The following is a 16,571-nucleotide window of genomic DNA, read 5'->3' as shown; positions in this document are numbered from 1 at the left end:
GAGGAGATACCATAATTGTTATGACACATTCGCAGCTGATGTTGTTTGTGAAAATAGTCGAGACCGGCAGCTTTACCAAAGCTGGTGAGCAATTGAATATGACGCAACCTGCTGTAAGCCGCGCCATTTCTGCGCTTGAATCGGAATTAGGAGTCACCCTCATGATACGGGATCGGAAAAGCGGGGTCATTCTCACCGATATTGGCTTGCGCTTGCTTGCCATATTCAGAGACATTTTGCACGGCTACAATAAGGTAGAGCAGGAGGTAACGGCTGAAAAAGGGTTTGAAGTCGGCACCGTTCGCGTCGGAGCGTTCCCGATTATGTCCGCGCACTTCTTGCCGAAAATATTGCGGGTGATCGGGGAGAAATACCCGGGGCTGACATTCGAACTGTACGAAGGGACCATAGACGAGATTAAAAAGTGGCTAGATTCCAGAATGATCGATGTCGGATGGATTATTCCGCCGAGCAACGAACTGGAAACGATTCCGTTCTTCCGAGATGAATTATGTTTGCTGCTTCGGGATGATCATCCATTGCAAAGCCGCCCGACAATCCATATCACGGATCTGGACAATGAACCTATGATTGTGTGCAAAGGTGGGTTTGTAACGCCGATTTACGAGCTGTTCCGGCAATTCGGAACCACTTTGCGCGCCAAATATGACGGCCACAACATAAACACGGCGTTGAGCATGATTCAAGAAGGGCTGGGCGTCTCGATCGTATCGAAAACTTCGTTGTCGCTGTCGGCACTACCGCCTAATGTCCGCGTCCGGACAATAGAACCACAGCCGTTTAGAGAGATTCACCTGGCGGTTCCTTCTTTGCAGGAGGCTCCACACGGGGTGAAACTGTTCCTGCAGACCGCAAGAGAGCTTTATTTGTCCGGCGACCGGAACCATTAATGTGCAATTTTTGCGCAGCAGTTCTGACGGGCATAGTTCCTACAAACCACCGGTGGACATAGGCTTTTCTCATGATGAACAACATGGAGTGACCCCCGATAACAAGGGAGATTTGTAAAATTAGAAAAAGCTTGTGCCGCATTAAACTGTACCCTATTGAGAAGACACTTTAAAAAAGTCTCTCGGTAGGGTACTTTTGTTTATAGCAGAAAGATGGGGATGATGGAATTGAAATGAGCAAGAACATATTTACAGATAACGAAATCAAACAGCTATCTAATAATCCTTATGTGAAGTCTGTTTCTTCTAAGGCAATTACGTATACAGATGCGTTTAAGGAATTGTTTATCTCAGAAAATAACAAGGGTAAGCTACCTAGGGAAATATTTGAGGAATGTGGTTTTGACGTAACCGTCATTGGGATTCAAAGAGTTCAATCCTCAGGAAAGAGATGGCGTGCGAATTACCAGGAGAATGGCATCTTAGGTTTGCAGGATACGAGAAGCCAATCTTCAGGAAGACCCCTTAAACGAGAGCTGACGCTGGAAGAGAAGGTTGCCAGACTGGAGGCTCAGAACGCTTTGTTAAAAGCGGAGAACGAACTGTTAAAAAAGATTCGTTTAGCGGAAAGGGGGCAAAGCAAAAGGTAGCACTGCCACCTAACCAAAAATACATTCTCATCCGTACCGTCATCCAGAACTATCAACTTCATCGTATGGTCAACTATTTATGTAACGTAGCCGAGGTTTCCAGAAGCGGTTATTATAGGTACTGGTCTTCCGCGGCAAAGCAAAAGAGCAGCCAACAAGAGCGGCAAGATGAACAGGTAAAAGAAATCATCTTAAAAGCGTATCAATTCAAAAAACGCAAGAAAGGCGCCCGTTCCATTAAGATGACACTAGAGGGGCAGTTTAAGGTTGTCTACAATCTGAAACGCATCAGGAGGATTATGAAAAAGTACGACATTGTGTGCCCTTTCAGGAAGGCTAATCCTTATAAAAGGATGATGAAGGCTACCCAAGAGCACAGGGTCGTTCCCAACCTGCTGAACCGGGAGTTTAAGCAGAACATTCCCGGTAAGGTATTACTGACGGACATCACCTATTTAGGTTACGGTTCAGGCAAGAAAGCCTATCTATCCACAATCAAGGACGGTTCAACCAATGAAATTGTAGCCTATCATGTGTCAGATCGAATCACGATGGAGCTTGCGACAGATACCCTTCTTAAGCTTAAGAAAAACAGAAGGTTTAAGAAAGCAGAAGGAGCTCTCATTCATTCTGACCAAGGATCTCATTATACACATCCAGATTTTCAAAAAATAGTGAAGAAGATGAAATTAAAACAATCCATGTCTAGGCGGGGAAACTGCTGGGATAATGCTCCTCAGGAATCATTTTTCGGCCATTTTAAAGATCAAGCCTTAATCAAATCCTGTTTGACTTTGGACGAGTTAAACCGGGAGATTAAGGACTATATGACTTATTATAACCACTACCGATATCAATGGAATCTAAAAAAGATGACCCCTGTTCAATACAGAGATCATCTTCTTCAATCTGCCTAGACTTTTTAAGAATGTCCTTTACAAGGGGTACAGTCTACATTTGGCCCAAGCTTTTATTTTGTTGTAACCTTCAACCAGTAAATTTTATTGGACAAACCTGTATGAAAAAAACAGGTGGGGAAATAAGCCTCCCATCGAACCTGAATCGATCTGGCCTGAGAATTGTCAATGTCGTGTAGTTCCACGCTGGATAAGCTTTACCTCCAGTTGGTGGTTTTCCTCATCCAATTGTTTGTTTTCAATTTTCTTGATCAGAATTCGAGCGGCGAGCATGCCCATTTCATAGATAGGCTGCGATACCGTTGATAATTCAGGGAAGACCATTTCAGCTAACGAAATGCCGTCATAGCCGATAATTTGGACTTGATCCGGCACACGAATACCATGTTCCTGCAATGCGCGGAGCGTACCGATTGCCATCAGGTCGTTACCGGCGAATATCCCGTCAATGTCCGGATGCTCCTTGAACAGCTTTTTCGCGGCTTCAGTCGCTTCTTTTAACTGGAAATTCCCATTGGCAATAAGCTTCGGTGTAAACCATGACCTATTTTCAACCAAATCAAGGTAGCCTTGGCACCGCTCTTCCGCAATCCACAAACCTTTAGGCCCTCTGATATGCGCAATTTTGTTGCATCCCTGCTGCAATAATGCTTGCACGGCTAAGTGAGCCCCCTCCCGATTCTTCGAAGTGACGGTGGGGACGACGGGAGTGCTGCTGCGGTCCACAGCGACCATAGGGATATCGAGCTGGTCAATTTCCTCCTCCGTTAAGGTATTGGTTGCCATGATGAATCCATCGATATATTTCTGCTTTAGGTTCTGGATGTATTGTCTTTCGATTTTGGCCGACTCATTGGTGTTGCATAGGATCGTTGTATACCCGTACATCTGTGTTACTTTCTCTACGGCAAGCGCAAGCTCGTTAAAGAAAGGGTTGGTAATATCCGGAACGAACAGCGCAATAGTCTTGGTCGACTTCTTGGAGAGGCTGCGCGCGACATCATTCGGTATGTAATTAAGCAATTTAATGGCTTTATGAACTTTCTGCAACGTATCCTCGTGAACATAACCTTTCTGATTAATGACACGAGAAACGGTAGCAACGGAAACGCCAGCTAATTTAGAAACATCTCGAATCGTTGCGATGCTCTCATCTCCTATTAGTAAGGTGTAATCGATTACACAAATAAATATTGATTATCTTACTGTATTGGCATGCGATTGTCAATGCAGGTTTTCCAACGATCTTCTTGTTGACATTAGTTTCGTATTGAATTAACATAAACTCGAAGTAGGTAACCGGTTACACATTCCACAATTAATTATTTTGTTAGCTGTTAGGGAAGGATAAGCTAAAGGTTAAATTTTCTAATTTGAGAGGATGCTGAGCAGAATGAGCGTAAGAAAAATTCCTATTATTATTGACACGGATCCTGGAATTGACGATGCGGTTGCGATTGGTGTAGCCCTGCATCATGAATCGCTGGACGTCAAGCTGCTGACAACCGTCGCCGGGAACGTATCCGTTGAAAAAACGACCCAAAATGCGCTTAAGCTGATCGAGTTCTTCGGTACAGGCACTCCTGTTGCTAAAGGCGCCAAACAACCGCTCTGCATTCCATATGAGGATAGCAGTCACATTCATGGGGAGTCCGGCATGGGTGGCTACGAGTTTCCGGAGCCAACCAAAAGCATTTATCCCGAACATGCCGTCCGAGCAATTCGCGATACGATTATGGATAGCGAGGAGAAGGTAACGCTCGTGCCGATCGGACCGCTGACAAATATCGCTTTGTTCCTGGCGATGTACCCGGAATACAAATCACGCATTGAACGGATTGTACTAATGGGTGGTTCGGCATCTGCAGGGAATCATACTCAGACGGCAGAGTACAACATTTATGCGGATCCGGAAGCGGCCAAGATGGTTTTTTCCTCAGGCCTGGATATTACCATGGTGGGATTGGATGTAACCAGTAAGGCAACCTTGACACCGGATAATGTGGTCCAGATTCGCGATTTGAATGAAACCGGCAACATGCTGTATTCCATGTTCCAGCATTATCGCGGCGGCAGCTTAAAGACCGGCCTGAAAATGCATGATTTATGCGCGATCGCCTATATCGTTAAGCCTGAATTGTTCAAATCCCAGAAATACTTCGTAGATGTTGAGAATGCGGGTACGTACACGGCCGGTACGACGATTGTGGATCGAAATAACCGGTATCAGAAAGAACCGAATGTAAACGTTTGCCTGGACATTGACGTCGATGCATTCCGTGCATGGGCGATCGAATGTCTTGCGAAAGCAAAATAAATTTAACAACTTAGAGGGGAGACCTCCACTTGGCAGAACTTATATTTGGCTTAATCGTTGTCGTGCTTGCAGGCTGGATGATTACTAAGAAAGTCAATGCCACCGTTGTTTTGTTCGTTGCAGGAATTGTACTGTTATACGGCGCTGTATTTATGGGGCATAACGTTTTGCCTGCGGATGCGGCGACGGGTTCCAGATGGTTTGACCCGATGAAGTCGATTACAAATAATTTTATTGGCAACTTAGGTAATATCGGTATGACGATCATGGTTTTATTCGGTTTCTCGTCCTATATGACGAAAATCGGCGCGAACGAAGTAACCGTTCAAACCTTGATGAAGCCGTTATCCGGAATCAAATCGGTTTATGTACTCGTCCCTGTCATTTTCGTTGTCGGTAACCTGCTGTCGCTTGTGGTTCCAAGCGCTTCGAGCCTTGCCATTCTGCTCATGGCTACGCTGTATCCGGTTTTGAAGCGAATCGGCATGTCCGGATTGACGGCAGGTGCCGTTATTGCGACAACGGCGACTATCATCCCGACACCGCTCGGCGCGGATAATGTCATTGCCGCTCAGACGCTGGGCATTGATTTAATGGAATACGTCATGAAGTATCATGCCGTCATTTCGATTCCGACGCTTATATTGATGACCATCGCGCATTATTTCTGGCAGAAATATATGGATAAGAAAAATCCCGAAACCGATACAATCGACGAATCGAAGCTTGGAACACTGCGCGAGGATTTGCCGCCAACCTATTATGGCTTCCTTCCGATTCTTCCACTCGTTCTGATTACGGTATTCGGTATCTTCGTTAAATCGATCAAAATCGGTCTTGTTGAAATCACTTTTATTTCGCTGATCGTTGCAGTCGTTGTCGAAATGATCCGTAAACGTAAAATTCAGCAGGTGTTCGAAGAACTGATGGTGTTCTTCCGGGGTATGGGGGACGGGCTTGCGATGGTTGTTTCGCTGCTTGTTGCCGCTAGCTTGCTTGTTGACGGCCTAAAAGCACTCGGCATTGTAGACATGCTGACAGATTCGGTAAAAGATTTGAATGGCGCAGGCATGATCCTGATGTTTGCTTTCTCGGGAATCACGGCCCTTATCGGCCTGATCAGCGGCGGCGGACTGGCGGTATTCTACGCCTCGGTCGGATTGCTGCCCGACATTGCGCAAAACGTAGGCATTGACGGGGCGATGCTGTCGATTCCGATGCAGTTGATCGCGAACCTTGTGCGCTCGGTTTCACCAGTGGCTGCATGTATCATCGTCGTTTGCAGCATCATTCAGAAAAGCCCGATGGCAGTTATCAAGAGGACCTCTGTTCCGATTATAGTCGGCATCATCAGTACGCTGGTGCTGTCCTACGTAATGTTCTCTTAAGCGGTAACATGATCGCTGTGTAAGAACACTTAAACAGAGGGTGTTAAAGGATTGGAGTGAGAGAAAAATGAAAAAGATATGCATACTAGGAAGTATTAATATGGATTCCAGCCTATTGCTGGAATCCCTCCCGCACGAAGGAGAGACCCTATTTGCAGCGGGGAAACTTGTCGGTCCCGGCGGGAAAGGATTTAACCAGGCCGTGTCGGCGGCCCGGCTTGGAGCTTCCGTGCACTTTATCGGCAAAGTCGGGGCAGATGAATATGGCAAGGAATTGGTCTCTACCTTACAGCAGGAAGGCATTCATACCGAGCATGTCAGCGTAAATCCGGATTTGCCTACGGGAGAAGCTTTGATTCTATTCAGCAACAGCGGCAGCAACATGATCGTCGTCAGCGCCGGCTCGAATATGGGAATTACAGCGCAGGATGTGGAGGAATCCAGAGAAATTATCCAATTATCCGATGTCATTCTGGCTCAATTCGAAGTGCCAATTGAAGCCATTCAGCATGTTTTTGCAATTGCGAAGGAAGAAGGGAAGGTCACGGTGCTGAACCCGGCGCCGGCCAAGGCGATTCCGCCGACGCTGCTTCAAGTCACGGATTTCCTCATTCCCAACGAAAGCGAGATGCATGTGATCACCGGATGCGATACGAACAGCGAACAGGATATGGTGCAAGGGGCAGCGACTCTGCTTGAACAAGGCGTAGGATGCGTGATCGTTACGCTCGGTGATCGGGGAAGCCTCATTTGCCACCCGGACGGCAATTTATCGATTCCCGCCGAAAAGGTTGCCGCGATTGATACTACCGCTGCCGGCGACAGCTTTATAGGATCCTTCTGCACCATGCTGCGAAGGCAGGAGCGGAAGCAGCTCGAGCATGTCGCGGAGGCGGTCAAGTTTGCCAGTCGCTTCTCGTCGATTGTTGTCCAGCGCAGAGGCGCATTTCAATCCATCCCCTATGCCCACGAACTAGCAGAAATGAGCTGATAACATGAGCATTTTATGGGGGCTTGTAGGCTTATCGGTTATTTTGGGGATTGCCTACTTGATGTCAGACCATAAGAAAAATATTAATTATCGCACGGTTATCGTCGGGCTTGGGATTCAATTGTTATTCGGTTATATCGTACTCAAATGGGATATCGGCAAACAGGCGCTGGAGGTCGTATCCAGAGGGTTTACGAACTTATTCCATTACGGATACGAAGGTCTCTCCTTCGTATTCGGAAGCTTGGCGGATAAGACGCAGCCGGCAGGTAATATATTCGCCATTCGCGTAGCGATGCTGGCTGTATTTATTACGCCGCTGATCGGCATTCTATACCGATTCGGCATCATGCAGTTCTTCATGCGGGTTGTTGGCGGAGGGCTCGGCAAATTGCTGAAGACAAGCCGTGCGGAATCGTTAGCAGCGGCAGGGAATATCTTTCTGGGGCTGCAGGAAATTCCGATCATGATCAAACCCTATATGAAGGTCTTGACTCGGTCAGAGATGTTCGCGATCATGGTCGGCGGCCTCGCCTCCGTCGCGGGAGGAATCATGGTTGCCTATGCTGCGTTAGGCATTCCGATAGCCTATTTATTGTCCGCGAGCTTGATGTCGGCTCCAGCGGGTCTCATCATTGCGAAAATTATGATTCCGGAAACCGATACGCCGATAAAGGCAGGCTCCCGCGAACTTGAAGAGGAAGATTCGGAAACGAAGGATAACCTCATTAATATTATTTCGAAAGGCGCTTCGGCAGGGATGAAGATGGCGGTACAGATTATCGCCATGCTGATCGCGTTTGTTTCTATGGTAGCGCTTCTAAACGGACTGCTTGGTTGGGTCGGCAGCTGGTTCGGGTACGGAGACTTGTCCCTTCAGATGATTCTGGGCTGGGTGTTTGCTCCGCTTGCCTTTGTGATCGGCGTTCCTTGGTCTGAGGCTACGATAACGGGCAGTTTATTGGGGCAGAAATTCGTCATGAATGAAATGATCGCCTTTGGTTCCTTTGCTAAGGAAATGGAGCATTTGTCACCCAAGACGATTGCGATCGTTAGCTTTGCGCTTTGCGGATTTGCGAATATCGGTTCAATGGGGATCCTGATAGGCTCAATGCGATCGTTAGCTCCTGAACGAAGCACTGAAGTAGGTCGTCTTGCCTTTAAGGCCGTGATTGCAGCTTCACTAGCTAATCTATTAAGCGGTACGATCGCCGGCATGTTTATGTAGAAGTAGTCAACGGAAAGTCGTCTGAAGCATTGCAATCTCGACATGAGAATCTGCAATGCTTTTGGTTGTGCCCCAGCAAGCTCACATTTGAGAAAAAAGCATTTTGCAGGCGTCTAAGGCAGCTGAATCATACTAGGCATTTCAGGTCCTAACCAGCTCTTTGGCAACCTGCTTGCCCGCCGAGAGAAGGTTGCCGCTCAGTTCAGGATCATTAACCGTCCGTGCAAGAATAAGAGAGCCCACCATGGTACTGAACAGGGCTCTACCTTTGGATATGTCAATTTCCGCCAGATTGGAGATAAAAGCAATCATCCGCTCCACTTCATGGGTAAATATCTGCCGAACTTCTTCTGAAGAACGGGATATTTCGGCAGAAAGGGCGGGAATAATGCAGCCCATCTCCGTTTTGTCGCGGTGGTAGGAACTTAAATAATAATCGATGACCGTATTGATTTTGGGGGTCTGCTTCTCCTGATCAGCGGCTTTCTGCAAAAGCGCGATGGTATCGGTTATGGCATACCGGCAGGCTTCGGCAACCAGTTGTTCTTTGTTGTCAAAGTGCGCATAAAACCCTCCATGAGTCAATCCGGCCCCCTTCATAATGAACGGAACGCTTACATTGTGAATACCCTTGGTGCGAAAAGCCTGGGCGGCACTTTCAACGATCTTATTGCGCACTTTTGTCTTATGGCCTTTGGGATACGGCATTATAGTCACCCCGCTGCTTCATACTATTTCAAAATATTATAAGCATCATAATAAAATCTGTCAATTTAGGGGCACCGTAACTGTTAGCTCAAGAAATTAGGGTTATGCAAAATGATCAATTAACAGATCGCCTTTTTAACCTTGGAAAAATATTGACATCCATATAGTTAGGTGCCATACTACATACATGAACAACGATTATTTACAAAAGAATGACTTGAATGCTATTCCTTCTCTTGCTCAATCGAAGCGTCAGATCGACCGCTATAACCTAGACGTAGATGCACAAGCCGTACTCGTTGCATCCAGGCTAATGGCGGCCGGGGCGAAGCTTGGACACGCCGCGGAGATCCATTTCTCCAGATTCGGTTTATCCACAGGGAGATATCGCTTATTGGCCGATCTGGAAGATCATGAAGGGGAACAACTACCCTCGCAGTTGGCGGAGCACTTAAGTGTTACTCGTGCTACGGTTACAGGGCTTATCGACATTCTGGAACGAGATGGACTCGTTTCACGGCGAGCCAGTTCAGTGGATGGACGACAAAAAGCGGTGATTCTGACCGAGAAGGGGGCCAAGAAGCTTCAAGAGATGGCTCAGGAGCATTTTACCCGGTTAGAAGCGATGGTGAGCTTGCTAACTCTGGAAGAGCGCAGCGTCTTTCTCGATCTGTTAGGTCGCATTACACAAGGTATTTCAGCCCTAACAGACGAATAAAGCGTGCATGCAAGAGAATATGTGCCATATGAGCATGAAGGCAGTTGGGGCTAGCTAGACTAGCCTTTTTTCATCGCCATATAATTAGGCGGCTAATTATATACAAGCACTTGCAACCCTTTGACCATGAGAGGATGGAAGAACGACTATGAACAAGATGAAAGCCGTAAAAAAGTCGGGGACTCGTAAATTTGTGCTTTGGCGTGAAGTGGTTATGGCTTTTGTATCTCCAGCCTCAATGGCAGGTATTGGAGGGTTGCTTACTGGAGATAGGGGGCTTCAACTGGGAGCATTAACTACAATAGGAGGCACCTCGGCTTTGATAGCGTGGATGCTCGGTCTTTGGCTCCGAAGACGAGGAGGGCCTATGGATCAAACCTGGATGCTCAGAGCGCCTCACTTGCTCGTTGTTGTCCTATTCGGATTGGGAGGGGGGATGTTAGGCCTAGTTGCGGCGTGGGCCATATCGGAGTGCCTGAGCAGTATCATCTCGATCGGCCACATGGCCTGGGTTCATCGGGCCTGGATCGATTTTCCGTTATCGGGATTGATCGCAAGTACAATCGTAACGTGGCGGTGGCGCTTAGCTGTCAAATCAAATCGCCAAATCTAAGCAATCCAACAAAGGAGAAGATGAAAATGATAGGTATCATTGGAGCTACAGGTACGATAGGGGATGCCTTATTGAAACGTTTGGTTGAACTTGATGTGCCCGCCCGTGCGCTAAGCAGAGAACCGGAGAAGCTGCGGGCCCGACTTGGGGAGAAGGATCGGTCCGTTATTGAAGTAGCATCCGCTGATGCTGCCGAACCCGAATCGCTGCGACATGCTTTGAAGGGAGTCAGCCAGCTCTTTATGGCCATGTCCAACAGTCCTAAACAAATCGAGTTGGAGAGTTCGATCATTCAAATTGCCGTCGAATGCGGTGTTGAGCATCTTGTCAAAATCTCAAGTCCTGCTTTTGAGAAAAAATCGCCTGTAGCCGTAGCCGGTTGGCACCAAGAAATTGAGCGCAATTTATCGGAATCTGGTCTCCTGTACACGGTGCTACGTCCCTATGCTTTCATGCAAAACCTGCTGCGTCTCGCCCCTCCAATAGCTGCGCAAGATATTTTCTTCGGATCCATGGGGGATTCCTCCTGCAACTTCATTGACTGTCGCGATATCGCAGGCGCTGCCGCGGTAGTTCTGACAAACCGAAAGGCATCTGGCCAAATCTACACGCTTACTGGTTCGGAGACTTTTAGCTACCCTCAGATTGCTAGCATGCTTACTGCCTTGCTTGAACGGCCTATCCGATATATCAACATTCCTTCTCAGGAATTATACCGGAATTTAATAGAACAAGGGCAACTGCCACCTTGGATCGCAAACCATGTCATAGAAATCCAAGCTATGGCAACCGTTATTCCGGAAAGACCTACGGACACGATCAGGCATTTGCTTAATCGAGAGCCCCGTACGCTAGCAGCTTTTCTGCATGAGCATCAAGAAGCTTTCCGTTAACGGTTAAGTGTAATCATCTGGATCTGCCGGGTTTCCCACAGAGCAACTTCACTCCCTTGGGTTTTCTTGTTTGATCGCTTGAAAACTACTCCAAGTTGAGGGTAAATTCCTTTTTATGTTTGGAAAGTCTTTCCGCGTCAAGGGCTTAGGTTTATGCAAAATGATCGAAATGCTAATCACGGATGTTGACGTTTCTAAAATATGATGACTATAATATATTATGATCATCATATTTTATAGCGACTTCAACGGGAGGGTATCCGAACATGAGTAGGCTTGAATCGGTAGAAACGTTAGTCATTGGATCAGGTCCCGGAGGTTATGTGGCGGCGCTGCGATCTTCACAGCTTGGTATGAAGACGGCGATCGTCGAACGCAGTCAGCTTGGCGGAGTCTGCACACACGTGGGCTGCATTCCATCCAAAGCCTTAATAGCGGAATCGCATCGCTATGATTTGCTTAGACAGTTCAATCATGCAGATGCGGCAGCCTCATTTGAAAATGCTCAGGATTTCAAGAAGGGCATTGTGAATAAGCAGGCAGGCGGAGTTAGTTATTTATTAAAGACTGCTGGTGTGAGCATTCTGGAAGGAGAGGCCCGTTTGGTTGATGAACATACGGCTGTTATCAATCAATCCGGACAGGAGCAAACTGTTTCTTTTAAGTACGCCATTTTGGCAACAGGATCTCGCCCGATTGAACTGCAAGCATTCCCCGTTGGAGGACGTATTTTGTCTTCCACTGAAGCTCTGTCGCTCCTTGAGGTTCCGACCAGCCTCATCGTGATAGGCGGTGGATATATCGGTGTCGAACTGGGGCAAATGTATGCCAAATTCGGAACAAAGGTAACGATTCTGGAGGGAGGAGAACAAGTGCTGCCCGGATTCGAAGCGGACCTTGTGGGCCCTGTTGTCCGGCAATTGAAATCTGATGGTATGAACCTGATTACCGGGGCGACTGCTGAGAACGTAGTCCAGAACGCAAATACAATTACACTTCATTATTCCAAAAATCAGGAGCAGCATCATGTTACAGCGGAATATGTGCTAGTCACTGTCGGCAGAAAACCAAATACAGACGGCAAGTTGGGACTGGAGCGCATAGGCTTGCCAGTGACGAGCAGGGGATTGATTACGACGGACGAACAGTGCAGAACGGCTATCCCGCATATTTTCGCCATTGGAGATATTACGGCTGGTCCGGCCCTCGCTCACAAGGCCTCCTATGAAGCCAAGATTGCGGCAGAAGCTATCGCAGGCCTTACGTCCGAGGTTGATTATAGAGCCATTCCGCTCGTCGTCTTTTCTAATCCGGAACTGGCCAGCGTCGGCTTGAGTGAAACGGAAGCAAAGGCAAAAGCCATCCCGGTTGTTATTGGAAAAGCATCTTTCGGGATCAACGGACGAGCGTTGGCATTGAGGGAGCCCGAAGGATTTGTCAAGATTGTGGCGGACCCGGCCTCTGGAATCGTGATGGGTGCACAAATCGTTGGAGTGGAGGCATCCACACTCGTATCGGAGCTTGCTCTTGCTATCGAGATGGGGGCAACCGTGGAGGATTTGGCTATGACGATTCACCCCCATCCCACATTGGGAGAAGTAATTATGGAAGCTGCCGAAAATGCGGTCAGAAAAATGATGATGAAAAAATAAAAAAGAGCAGCACGTTTAACCCTATATGTAGATAATAATCATGGAGAGTTTGAAAAATGAAGATAAAACAGGTTTTAATATTGGAATTGCGATCACGGTAAACGTTGGAGGTTCGCATCTTGCTGTTAAACCTCTTCAATACTGGAAAGTGAGATCACCTTAGAGACCGGTTCCATTAAACCGAACACTTCACGTGTATAAACTTGAAAAGCCGTTCCCGGACTTAGCGCCTGGGAACGGTTTTGCTGTATTTCGCCTGCGGCCGCTTAGACGCAAAAGAAAAGCGGGAAGACGCACCCGTTAACGTTAAGGGGACGTTCTTCCCGCTGCGTCGTCAGCAAGGGTCGGAAAGCCCGGACGATTTCGCGCCTGCCGCATGATCTCGAAGCTGCTGGCCCCGGTGAAAGAACGGAAATGCGGCGAGCGCGAGCAGCGTCAAAATGCCGAAGATGACCGGTCCCTGACCGAAGCCCAGCTCCTTAAGCAGCAGCCCGCCGATCCAGGCGCACAGGCTCTGCCCGAGGAATGCGAAGCCGCTGGCTCCGTAATAGGCGCCCCGGAGACGTTCAGGTGCGATTTCGCCAATGAGCACATCCCCGATGACGAAGCACAGAATCTCGCCCATGGTGAACACAATCATCGAGAAAAAGAGCAGAATCGTATTCTCAAAGAGGCCGAAACCGAAAAGTCCCGCCCCGAACAGGAGGCAGCCCGTTTTCAGTGCCGTCAGGGACGTGTAGCGCTTCATAAACCGGGTCAACGGATACTGCAGGACAAGCACGCATAACGTGTTGACGACAAACAGGCTGGAGTAGACCGCTACCCGGTCATGGCCGATATACTGCGACAAGGTTGTGTCCAGATGGGAGTAGGCGCCGGCGACGAAAAAATTGCCGAGCAGCAGATAGAGGAACACCTTATCGGTAAAAACGATCTTCATCATCTGCTTCACGGTCGCGCCGGGCTCTTCCTTGCTCTGGAGCAGGTGCCTGAAGGAGAACATAAATACGACCAGCAGCGCAGTATAGACGGCATAAATGGAGGCGCTGACCAGAAAAGGCAGCAGGGACGACGTGCCCCCGACGCCCAGCTTCAGGCCGATTAAGGGCCCGACGGCACCGCCGATATTGATCGCGAAATAGCGTGCGTTAAACACTTCCGTGCGGCTTTCGGCAGGTGTCACATCGGCCAGCAGGGCACGTGCCGCAGGCTCGAACACGTTCCGGAAGAGCCCGTTCAGAGCGCTGAGGACAAAAAACAGCCAGGTCGCATCCGCGAAGGCGAAGCCGATAAACACCAGACTCCAGGCCGCCATCGACGCAATCATCACGGGATAACGGCCCAGGCGGTCGGACAGCGCGCCCCCGGCAAAGCTGCCCAGCGTGCCCACGAACAAGCTTACGGCGAGGATGGCCCCGATCGTCGCGGGATCGATGCCTTTGACCTTGCCCAGATAAATGCCGAGAAACGGAATGGTCATAAAAAATCCGGTTCTGGACAGGAAGGTCCCGATAATGACTCCCCAGGCAACAGGGTGAAAGGAGGGAATACGGAATCGTTTTGTCGTTTTTGCTTTCATGGGGATCATCCTTCTTTTTTGTCGTTAAGTTCAGTATAGCTACACAAAAGGGGATGAAAAGTGTATGATTTGACGGAATCAGTTCACCTTTTATAACGAATGCATTGAAACGGAGGAACGAAAACATGCAGACCGTACTTCCTTTTTTGGAACTCCGGCTGTCCTTCAGGGACAGGGAGCCGCTGAAGTCCTTTCCCGTTACGATCGATGAGCTGGCCGGTATTTGGCACTGCACACCCCGCTACGTGAAGCTGATCGTCCGCACGCTGTGTGAGCAGGGGTGGATCGATTGGCAGCCCGGTAGGGGCCGCGGCAACAAATCGAAACTGACCTTCGTGCTGGATTCCGACGAGCTTCTGCTGGAGGAAGTCCGCCGACGCACGGAGCAGGGGGAGGTTCACGGAGCGATGGAGCTGATGAACCGGTTCGGCGGTCCCGCCGTCAAGGACCGTTTTATGGACTGGATTTCCGAAGGCATCGGCTTCTCGACGGAAGGAGTGCCGGATTCCCCGCAGGAGACGCTTTGTATGCCCGTTTTCCGTTCGATTACGACGCTGGACCCGGGACTTGTCTACTATGCCTTCGACTGTCATATGGCCCGGCAGCTGTTCAACACCCTCGTCGAATATGACGAAGAGCTGCAGACGGTTATTCCCTGCATCGCGCACTCCTGGGAGAGCAGTCCGGACGCCAGAGAGTGGACTTTTTATTTGAGAAAAAACATCCTGTTCCACCACGGGCGGGAACTCACGGCGGAAGATGTGATGTTTACGCTTAACCGGCTCAGGAACGAACCGGATCGTTATGACAGCGGCTGGATGTTTCGGGACATAGAGCGGGTGGACGCTCCCGACCGGAAAACGGTCGTAATTCGTCTTAGGGAACCGAATTACCTGTTCCTGAGATTTTTGTGCACGATCGCGGCCGCAATCGTACCGGAGGATGTTGTGCGCCGGGACGAGGCCGGATTTGCACGGACGCCTTCAGGCACAGGGCCTTTTCAGGTCGTATGCCATAATGAAGGAAGATGCGTGCTGGAAGCTTTCCCGGCTCACTTTCGGGGCCGGGCCCATCTGGACCGTGTGGAAGTGCTCATTTTCCCGCCGGAGGAATACGGACGTTTGAAAGAGCCCGACTGGACGTCCATCATGACGTCCCATGGCGAGACATCCGGAGCTAGACGGGAAGCATTGGTCAGTGGAGGAGGGGGCTGGCGCAACATGGAGACCTTGTTCAGCTGCAGCAGCATGCTCGTGTTCAATCAAAGAAAACACGGCCCCCACAATCATCCCTTATTCCGGGAAGCGCTCCATCATATTGTCGACAGGGAAGCCCTGATCGCGGATCTGAAAGGCGAACGGGTATGCCCGGCCCGTGGTTTTCATCCGCAGGCGGACATGGGGCAGAGGGCGGGAGCCTGTTGTCCCTTAAAGAGCCGGTCTGAAATTGAGACGCTTCTGGAGCAATGCGGTTATGCCGGGGAAATTTTGGAGCTCGTCACGTATTCCTATCACGAAGAAGACGCCCGCTGGATTCAGGAACTCGCCCGCTCGTTCGGTGTTGCTATTGAAATCCGGGTCCGAAACGCGGAAGAATGGTCGGACCGGGCTTCGCTGGAGTGCTATGACTGCCAGCTGTACGGCATTGTTCTGGGAGGCGACGAGGTGCGTGAACTGGAGGTGTACCTTCAGAACAATTATTTTGCCGCCCTCTGGGACAACGAGACCGAGAAGGTCGTCCGCCGGGAGACGGCCGCGATTTTGCGCGAGCCGGGCGAGGCGGAACGGAGAGCGAGATTTGCGCAGCTCGAGCGGTGGATACGTCAGACCCACGCGATTTTGTTCCTCGTTCATAAAACGACGAACACCGCCTTCCACCAATCCGTCCGCGGAGTAAAAATCAACTCTTACGGATGGGTCGATTTTTATCACATCTGGTTCAATACGGGGGCCGACGCCTTGGCTTGACCGAAATGTCGGCAGGGATGATCGTTGGAACAAGACATT

Annotated in this window: 13 protein-coding genes; 10 read left to right on the top strand and 3 right to left on the bottom strand. The window is 49.2% G+C overall.

The window, feature by feature from the left end; genetic code table 11:
• The first annotated feature begins 20 nt into the window (after window positions 1–20).
• Window positions 21–911 carry a LysR family transcriptional regulator gene (locus AC58P5_RS03170; RefSeq protein WP_497384519.1) on the top strand — a complete coding sequence of 297 codons (891 nt, stop codon included), beginning with the start codon at window positions 21–23 and terminating at the stop codon, window positions 909–911.
• Window positions 912–1,144: 233 nt separating this feature from the next.
• Window positions 1,145–2,478, top strand: a protein-coding gene (locus AC58P5_RS03165) for an IS3 family transposase (RefSeq protein ID WP_497384518.1) whose coding sequence is annotated in 2 segments (ribosomal slippage) — window positions 1,145–1,535 and window positions 1,535–2,478 — 1,335 coding nt in all. Because the reading frame shifts where the segments join, the coding sequence is not laid out codon by codon here.
• A gap of 165 nt (window positions 2,479–2,643) precedes the next feature.
• On the opposite strand, the gene AC58P5_RS03160 is transcribed toward AC58P5_RS03165, so the two are convergent.
• Window positions 2,644–3,624 (bottom strand): LacI family DNA-binding transcriptional regulator, encoded by a 981-nt coding sequence (locus AC58P5_RS03160; RefSeq protein WP_497386019.1) that lies wholly within the window; start codon window positions 3,622–3,624, stop codon window positions 2,644–2,646.
• A 247-nt stretch (window positions 3,625–3,871) separates the two neighbouring features.
• Between AC58P5_RS03160 and rihC the strand changes: the two genes are divergently transcribed.
• The 4 genes from rihC (at window position 3,872) to AC58P5_RS03140 (ending at window position 8,402) form a co-directional block, all read left to right on the top strand.
• On the top strand, window positions 3,872–4,795 hold the full coding sequence (gene rihC / locus AC58P5_RS03155; protein WP_497384517.1) for a ribonucleoside hydrolase RihC: 924 nt from the start codon (window positions 3,872–3,874) through the stop codon (window positions 4,793–4,795).
• Window positions 4,796–4,824: 29 nt separating this feature from the next.
• Complete coding sequence (dcuC, locus tag AC58P5_RS03150; RefSeq protein ID WP_497384516.1) at window positions 4,825–6,183, top strand: C4-dicarboxylate transporter DcuC; 1,359 nt, start codon at window positions 4,825–4,827, stop codon at window positions 6,181–6,183.
• Between the two features lie 67 nt (window positions 6,184–6,250).
• Window positions 6,251–7,174 carry a ribokinase gene (rbsK, locus tag AC58P5_RS03145; RefSeq protein WP_497384515.1) on the top strand — a complete coding sequence of 308 codons (924 nt, stop codon included), beginning with the start codon at window positions 6,251–6,253 and terminating at the stop codon, window positions 7,172–7,174.
• Window positions 7,175–7,178: 4 nt separating this feature from the next.
• Complete coding sequence (locus AC58P5_RS03140; RefSeq protein ID WP_497384513.1) at window positions 7,179–8,402, top strand: NupC/NupG family nucleoside CNT transporter; 1,224 nt, start codon at window positions 7,179–7,181, stop codon at window positions 8,400–8,402.
• A gap of 141 nt (window positions 8,403–8,543) precedes the next feature.
• On the opposite strand, the gene AC58P5_RS03135 is transcribed toward AC58P5_RS03140, so the two are convergent.
• Window positions 8,544–9,110 carry a TetR/AcrR family transcriptional regulator gene (locus AC58P5_RS03135; RefSeq protein ID WP_497384512.1) on the bottom strand — a complete coding sequence of 189 codons (567 nt, stop codon included), beginning with the start codon at window positions 9,108–9,110 and terminating at the stop codon, window positions 8,544–8,546.
• A 187-nt stretch (window positions 9,111–9,297) separates the two neighbouring features.
• Between AC58P5_RS03135 and AC58P5_RS03130 the strand changes: the two genes are divergently transcribed.
• The 3 genes from AC58P5_RS03130 to lpdA all read left to right on the top strand — a co-directional run bounded on the left by AC58P5_RS03130 (window position 9,298) and on the right by lpdA (window position 12,986).
• The gene (locus AC58P5_RS03130; protein WP_497384511.1) at window positions 9,298–9,828 is read left to right on the top strand and encodes a MarR family winged helix-turn-helix transcriptional regulator; all 531 of its coding nucleotides are present in this window, start codon (window positions 9,298–9,300) and stop codon (window positions 9,826–9,828) included.
• A gap of 639 nt (window positions 9,829–10,467) precedes the next feature.
• Complete coding sequence (locus tag AC58P5_RS03125) at window positions 10,468–11,334, top strand: SDR family oxidoreductase (protein WP_497384509.1); 867 nt, start codon at window positions 10,468–10,470, stop codon at window positions 11,332–11,334.
• A 266-nt stretch (window positions 11,335–11,600) separates the two neighbouring features.
• Window positions 11,601–12,986: a dihydrolipoyl dehydrogenase gene (gene lpdA / locus AC58P5_RS03120; protein WP_497384508.1), complete on the top strand. Its 1,386-nt coding sequence runs from the start codon at window positions 11,601–11,603 to the stop codon at window positions 12,984–12,986.
• A 334-nt stretch (window positions 12,987–13,320) separates the two neighbouring features.
• Here lpdA and AC58P5_RS03115 read toward each other — a convergent pair whose 3' ends face one another.
• A complete protein-coding gene (locus AC58P5_RS03115; RefSeq protein WP_497384507.1) occupies window positions 13,321–14,565 on the bottom strand; it encodes an MDR family MFS transporter in 1,245 nt (414 codons plus the stop codon).
• A 125-nt stretch (window positions 14,566–14,690) separates the two neighbouring features.
• Here AC58P5_RS03115 and AC58P5_RS03110 point away from each other — a divergent pair, with 125 nt between their 5' ends.
• Window positions 14,691–16,532: an SgrR family transcriptional regulator gene (locus AC58P5_RS03110; protein ID WP_497384506.1), complete on the top strand. Its 1,842-nt coding sequence runs from the start codon at window positions 14,691–14,693 to the stop codon at window positions 16,530–16,532.
• Window positions 16,533–16,571: the final 39 nt, after the last annotated feature.

Source organism: Paenibacillus sp. JT31N7, assembly GCF_059692095.1.
Note: the sequence above shows the minus strand (reverse complement) of the source record. Positions and strands in the feature narration are given on the sequence as shown.

Bases quoted from the DNA above. Each gene is read 5' to 3' on its own strand.
- AC58P5_RS03170 (WP_497384519.1), top strand. From the start codon at position 21: ATGACACATTCGCAGCTGATGTTGTTTGTGAAAATAGTCGAGACCGGC.
- rihC (WP_497384517.1), top strand. From the start codon at position 3,872: ATGAGCGTAAGAAAAATTCCTATTATTATTGACACGGATCCTGGAATT.
- rbsK (WP_497384515.1), top strand. From the start codon at position 6,251: ATGAAAAAGATATGCATACTAGGAAGTATTAATATGGATTCCAGCCTA.
- AC58P5_RS03140 (WP_497384513.1), top strand. From the start codon at position 7,179: ATGAGCATTTTATGGGGGCTTGTAGGCTTATCGGTTATTTTGGGGATT.
- AC58P5_RS03135 (WP_497384512.1), bottom strand. From the start codon at position 9,110: ATGCCGTATCCCAAAGGCCATAAGACAAAAGTGCGCAATAAGATCGTT.
- AC58P5_RS03130 (WP_497384511.1), top strand. From the start codon at position 9,298: ATGAACAACGATTATTTACAAAAGAATGACTTGAATGCTATTCCTTCT.
- AC58P5_RS03125 (WP_497384509.1), top strand. From the start codon at position 10,468: ATGATAGGTATCATTGGAGCTACAGGTACGATAGGGGATGCCTTATTG.
- lpdA (WP_497384508.1), top strand. From the start codon at position 11,601: ATGAGTAGGCTTGAATCGGTAGAAACGTTAGTCATTGGATCAGGTCCC.
- AC58P5_RS03115 (WP_497384507.1), bottom strand. From the start codon at position 14,565: ATGAAAGCAAAAACGACAAAACGATTCCGTATTCCCTCCTTTCACCCT.
- AC58P5_RS03110 (WP_497384506.1), top strand. From the start codon at position 14,691: ATGCAGACCGTACTTCCTTTTTTGGAACTCCGGCTGTCCTTCAGGGAC.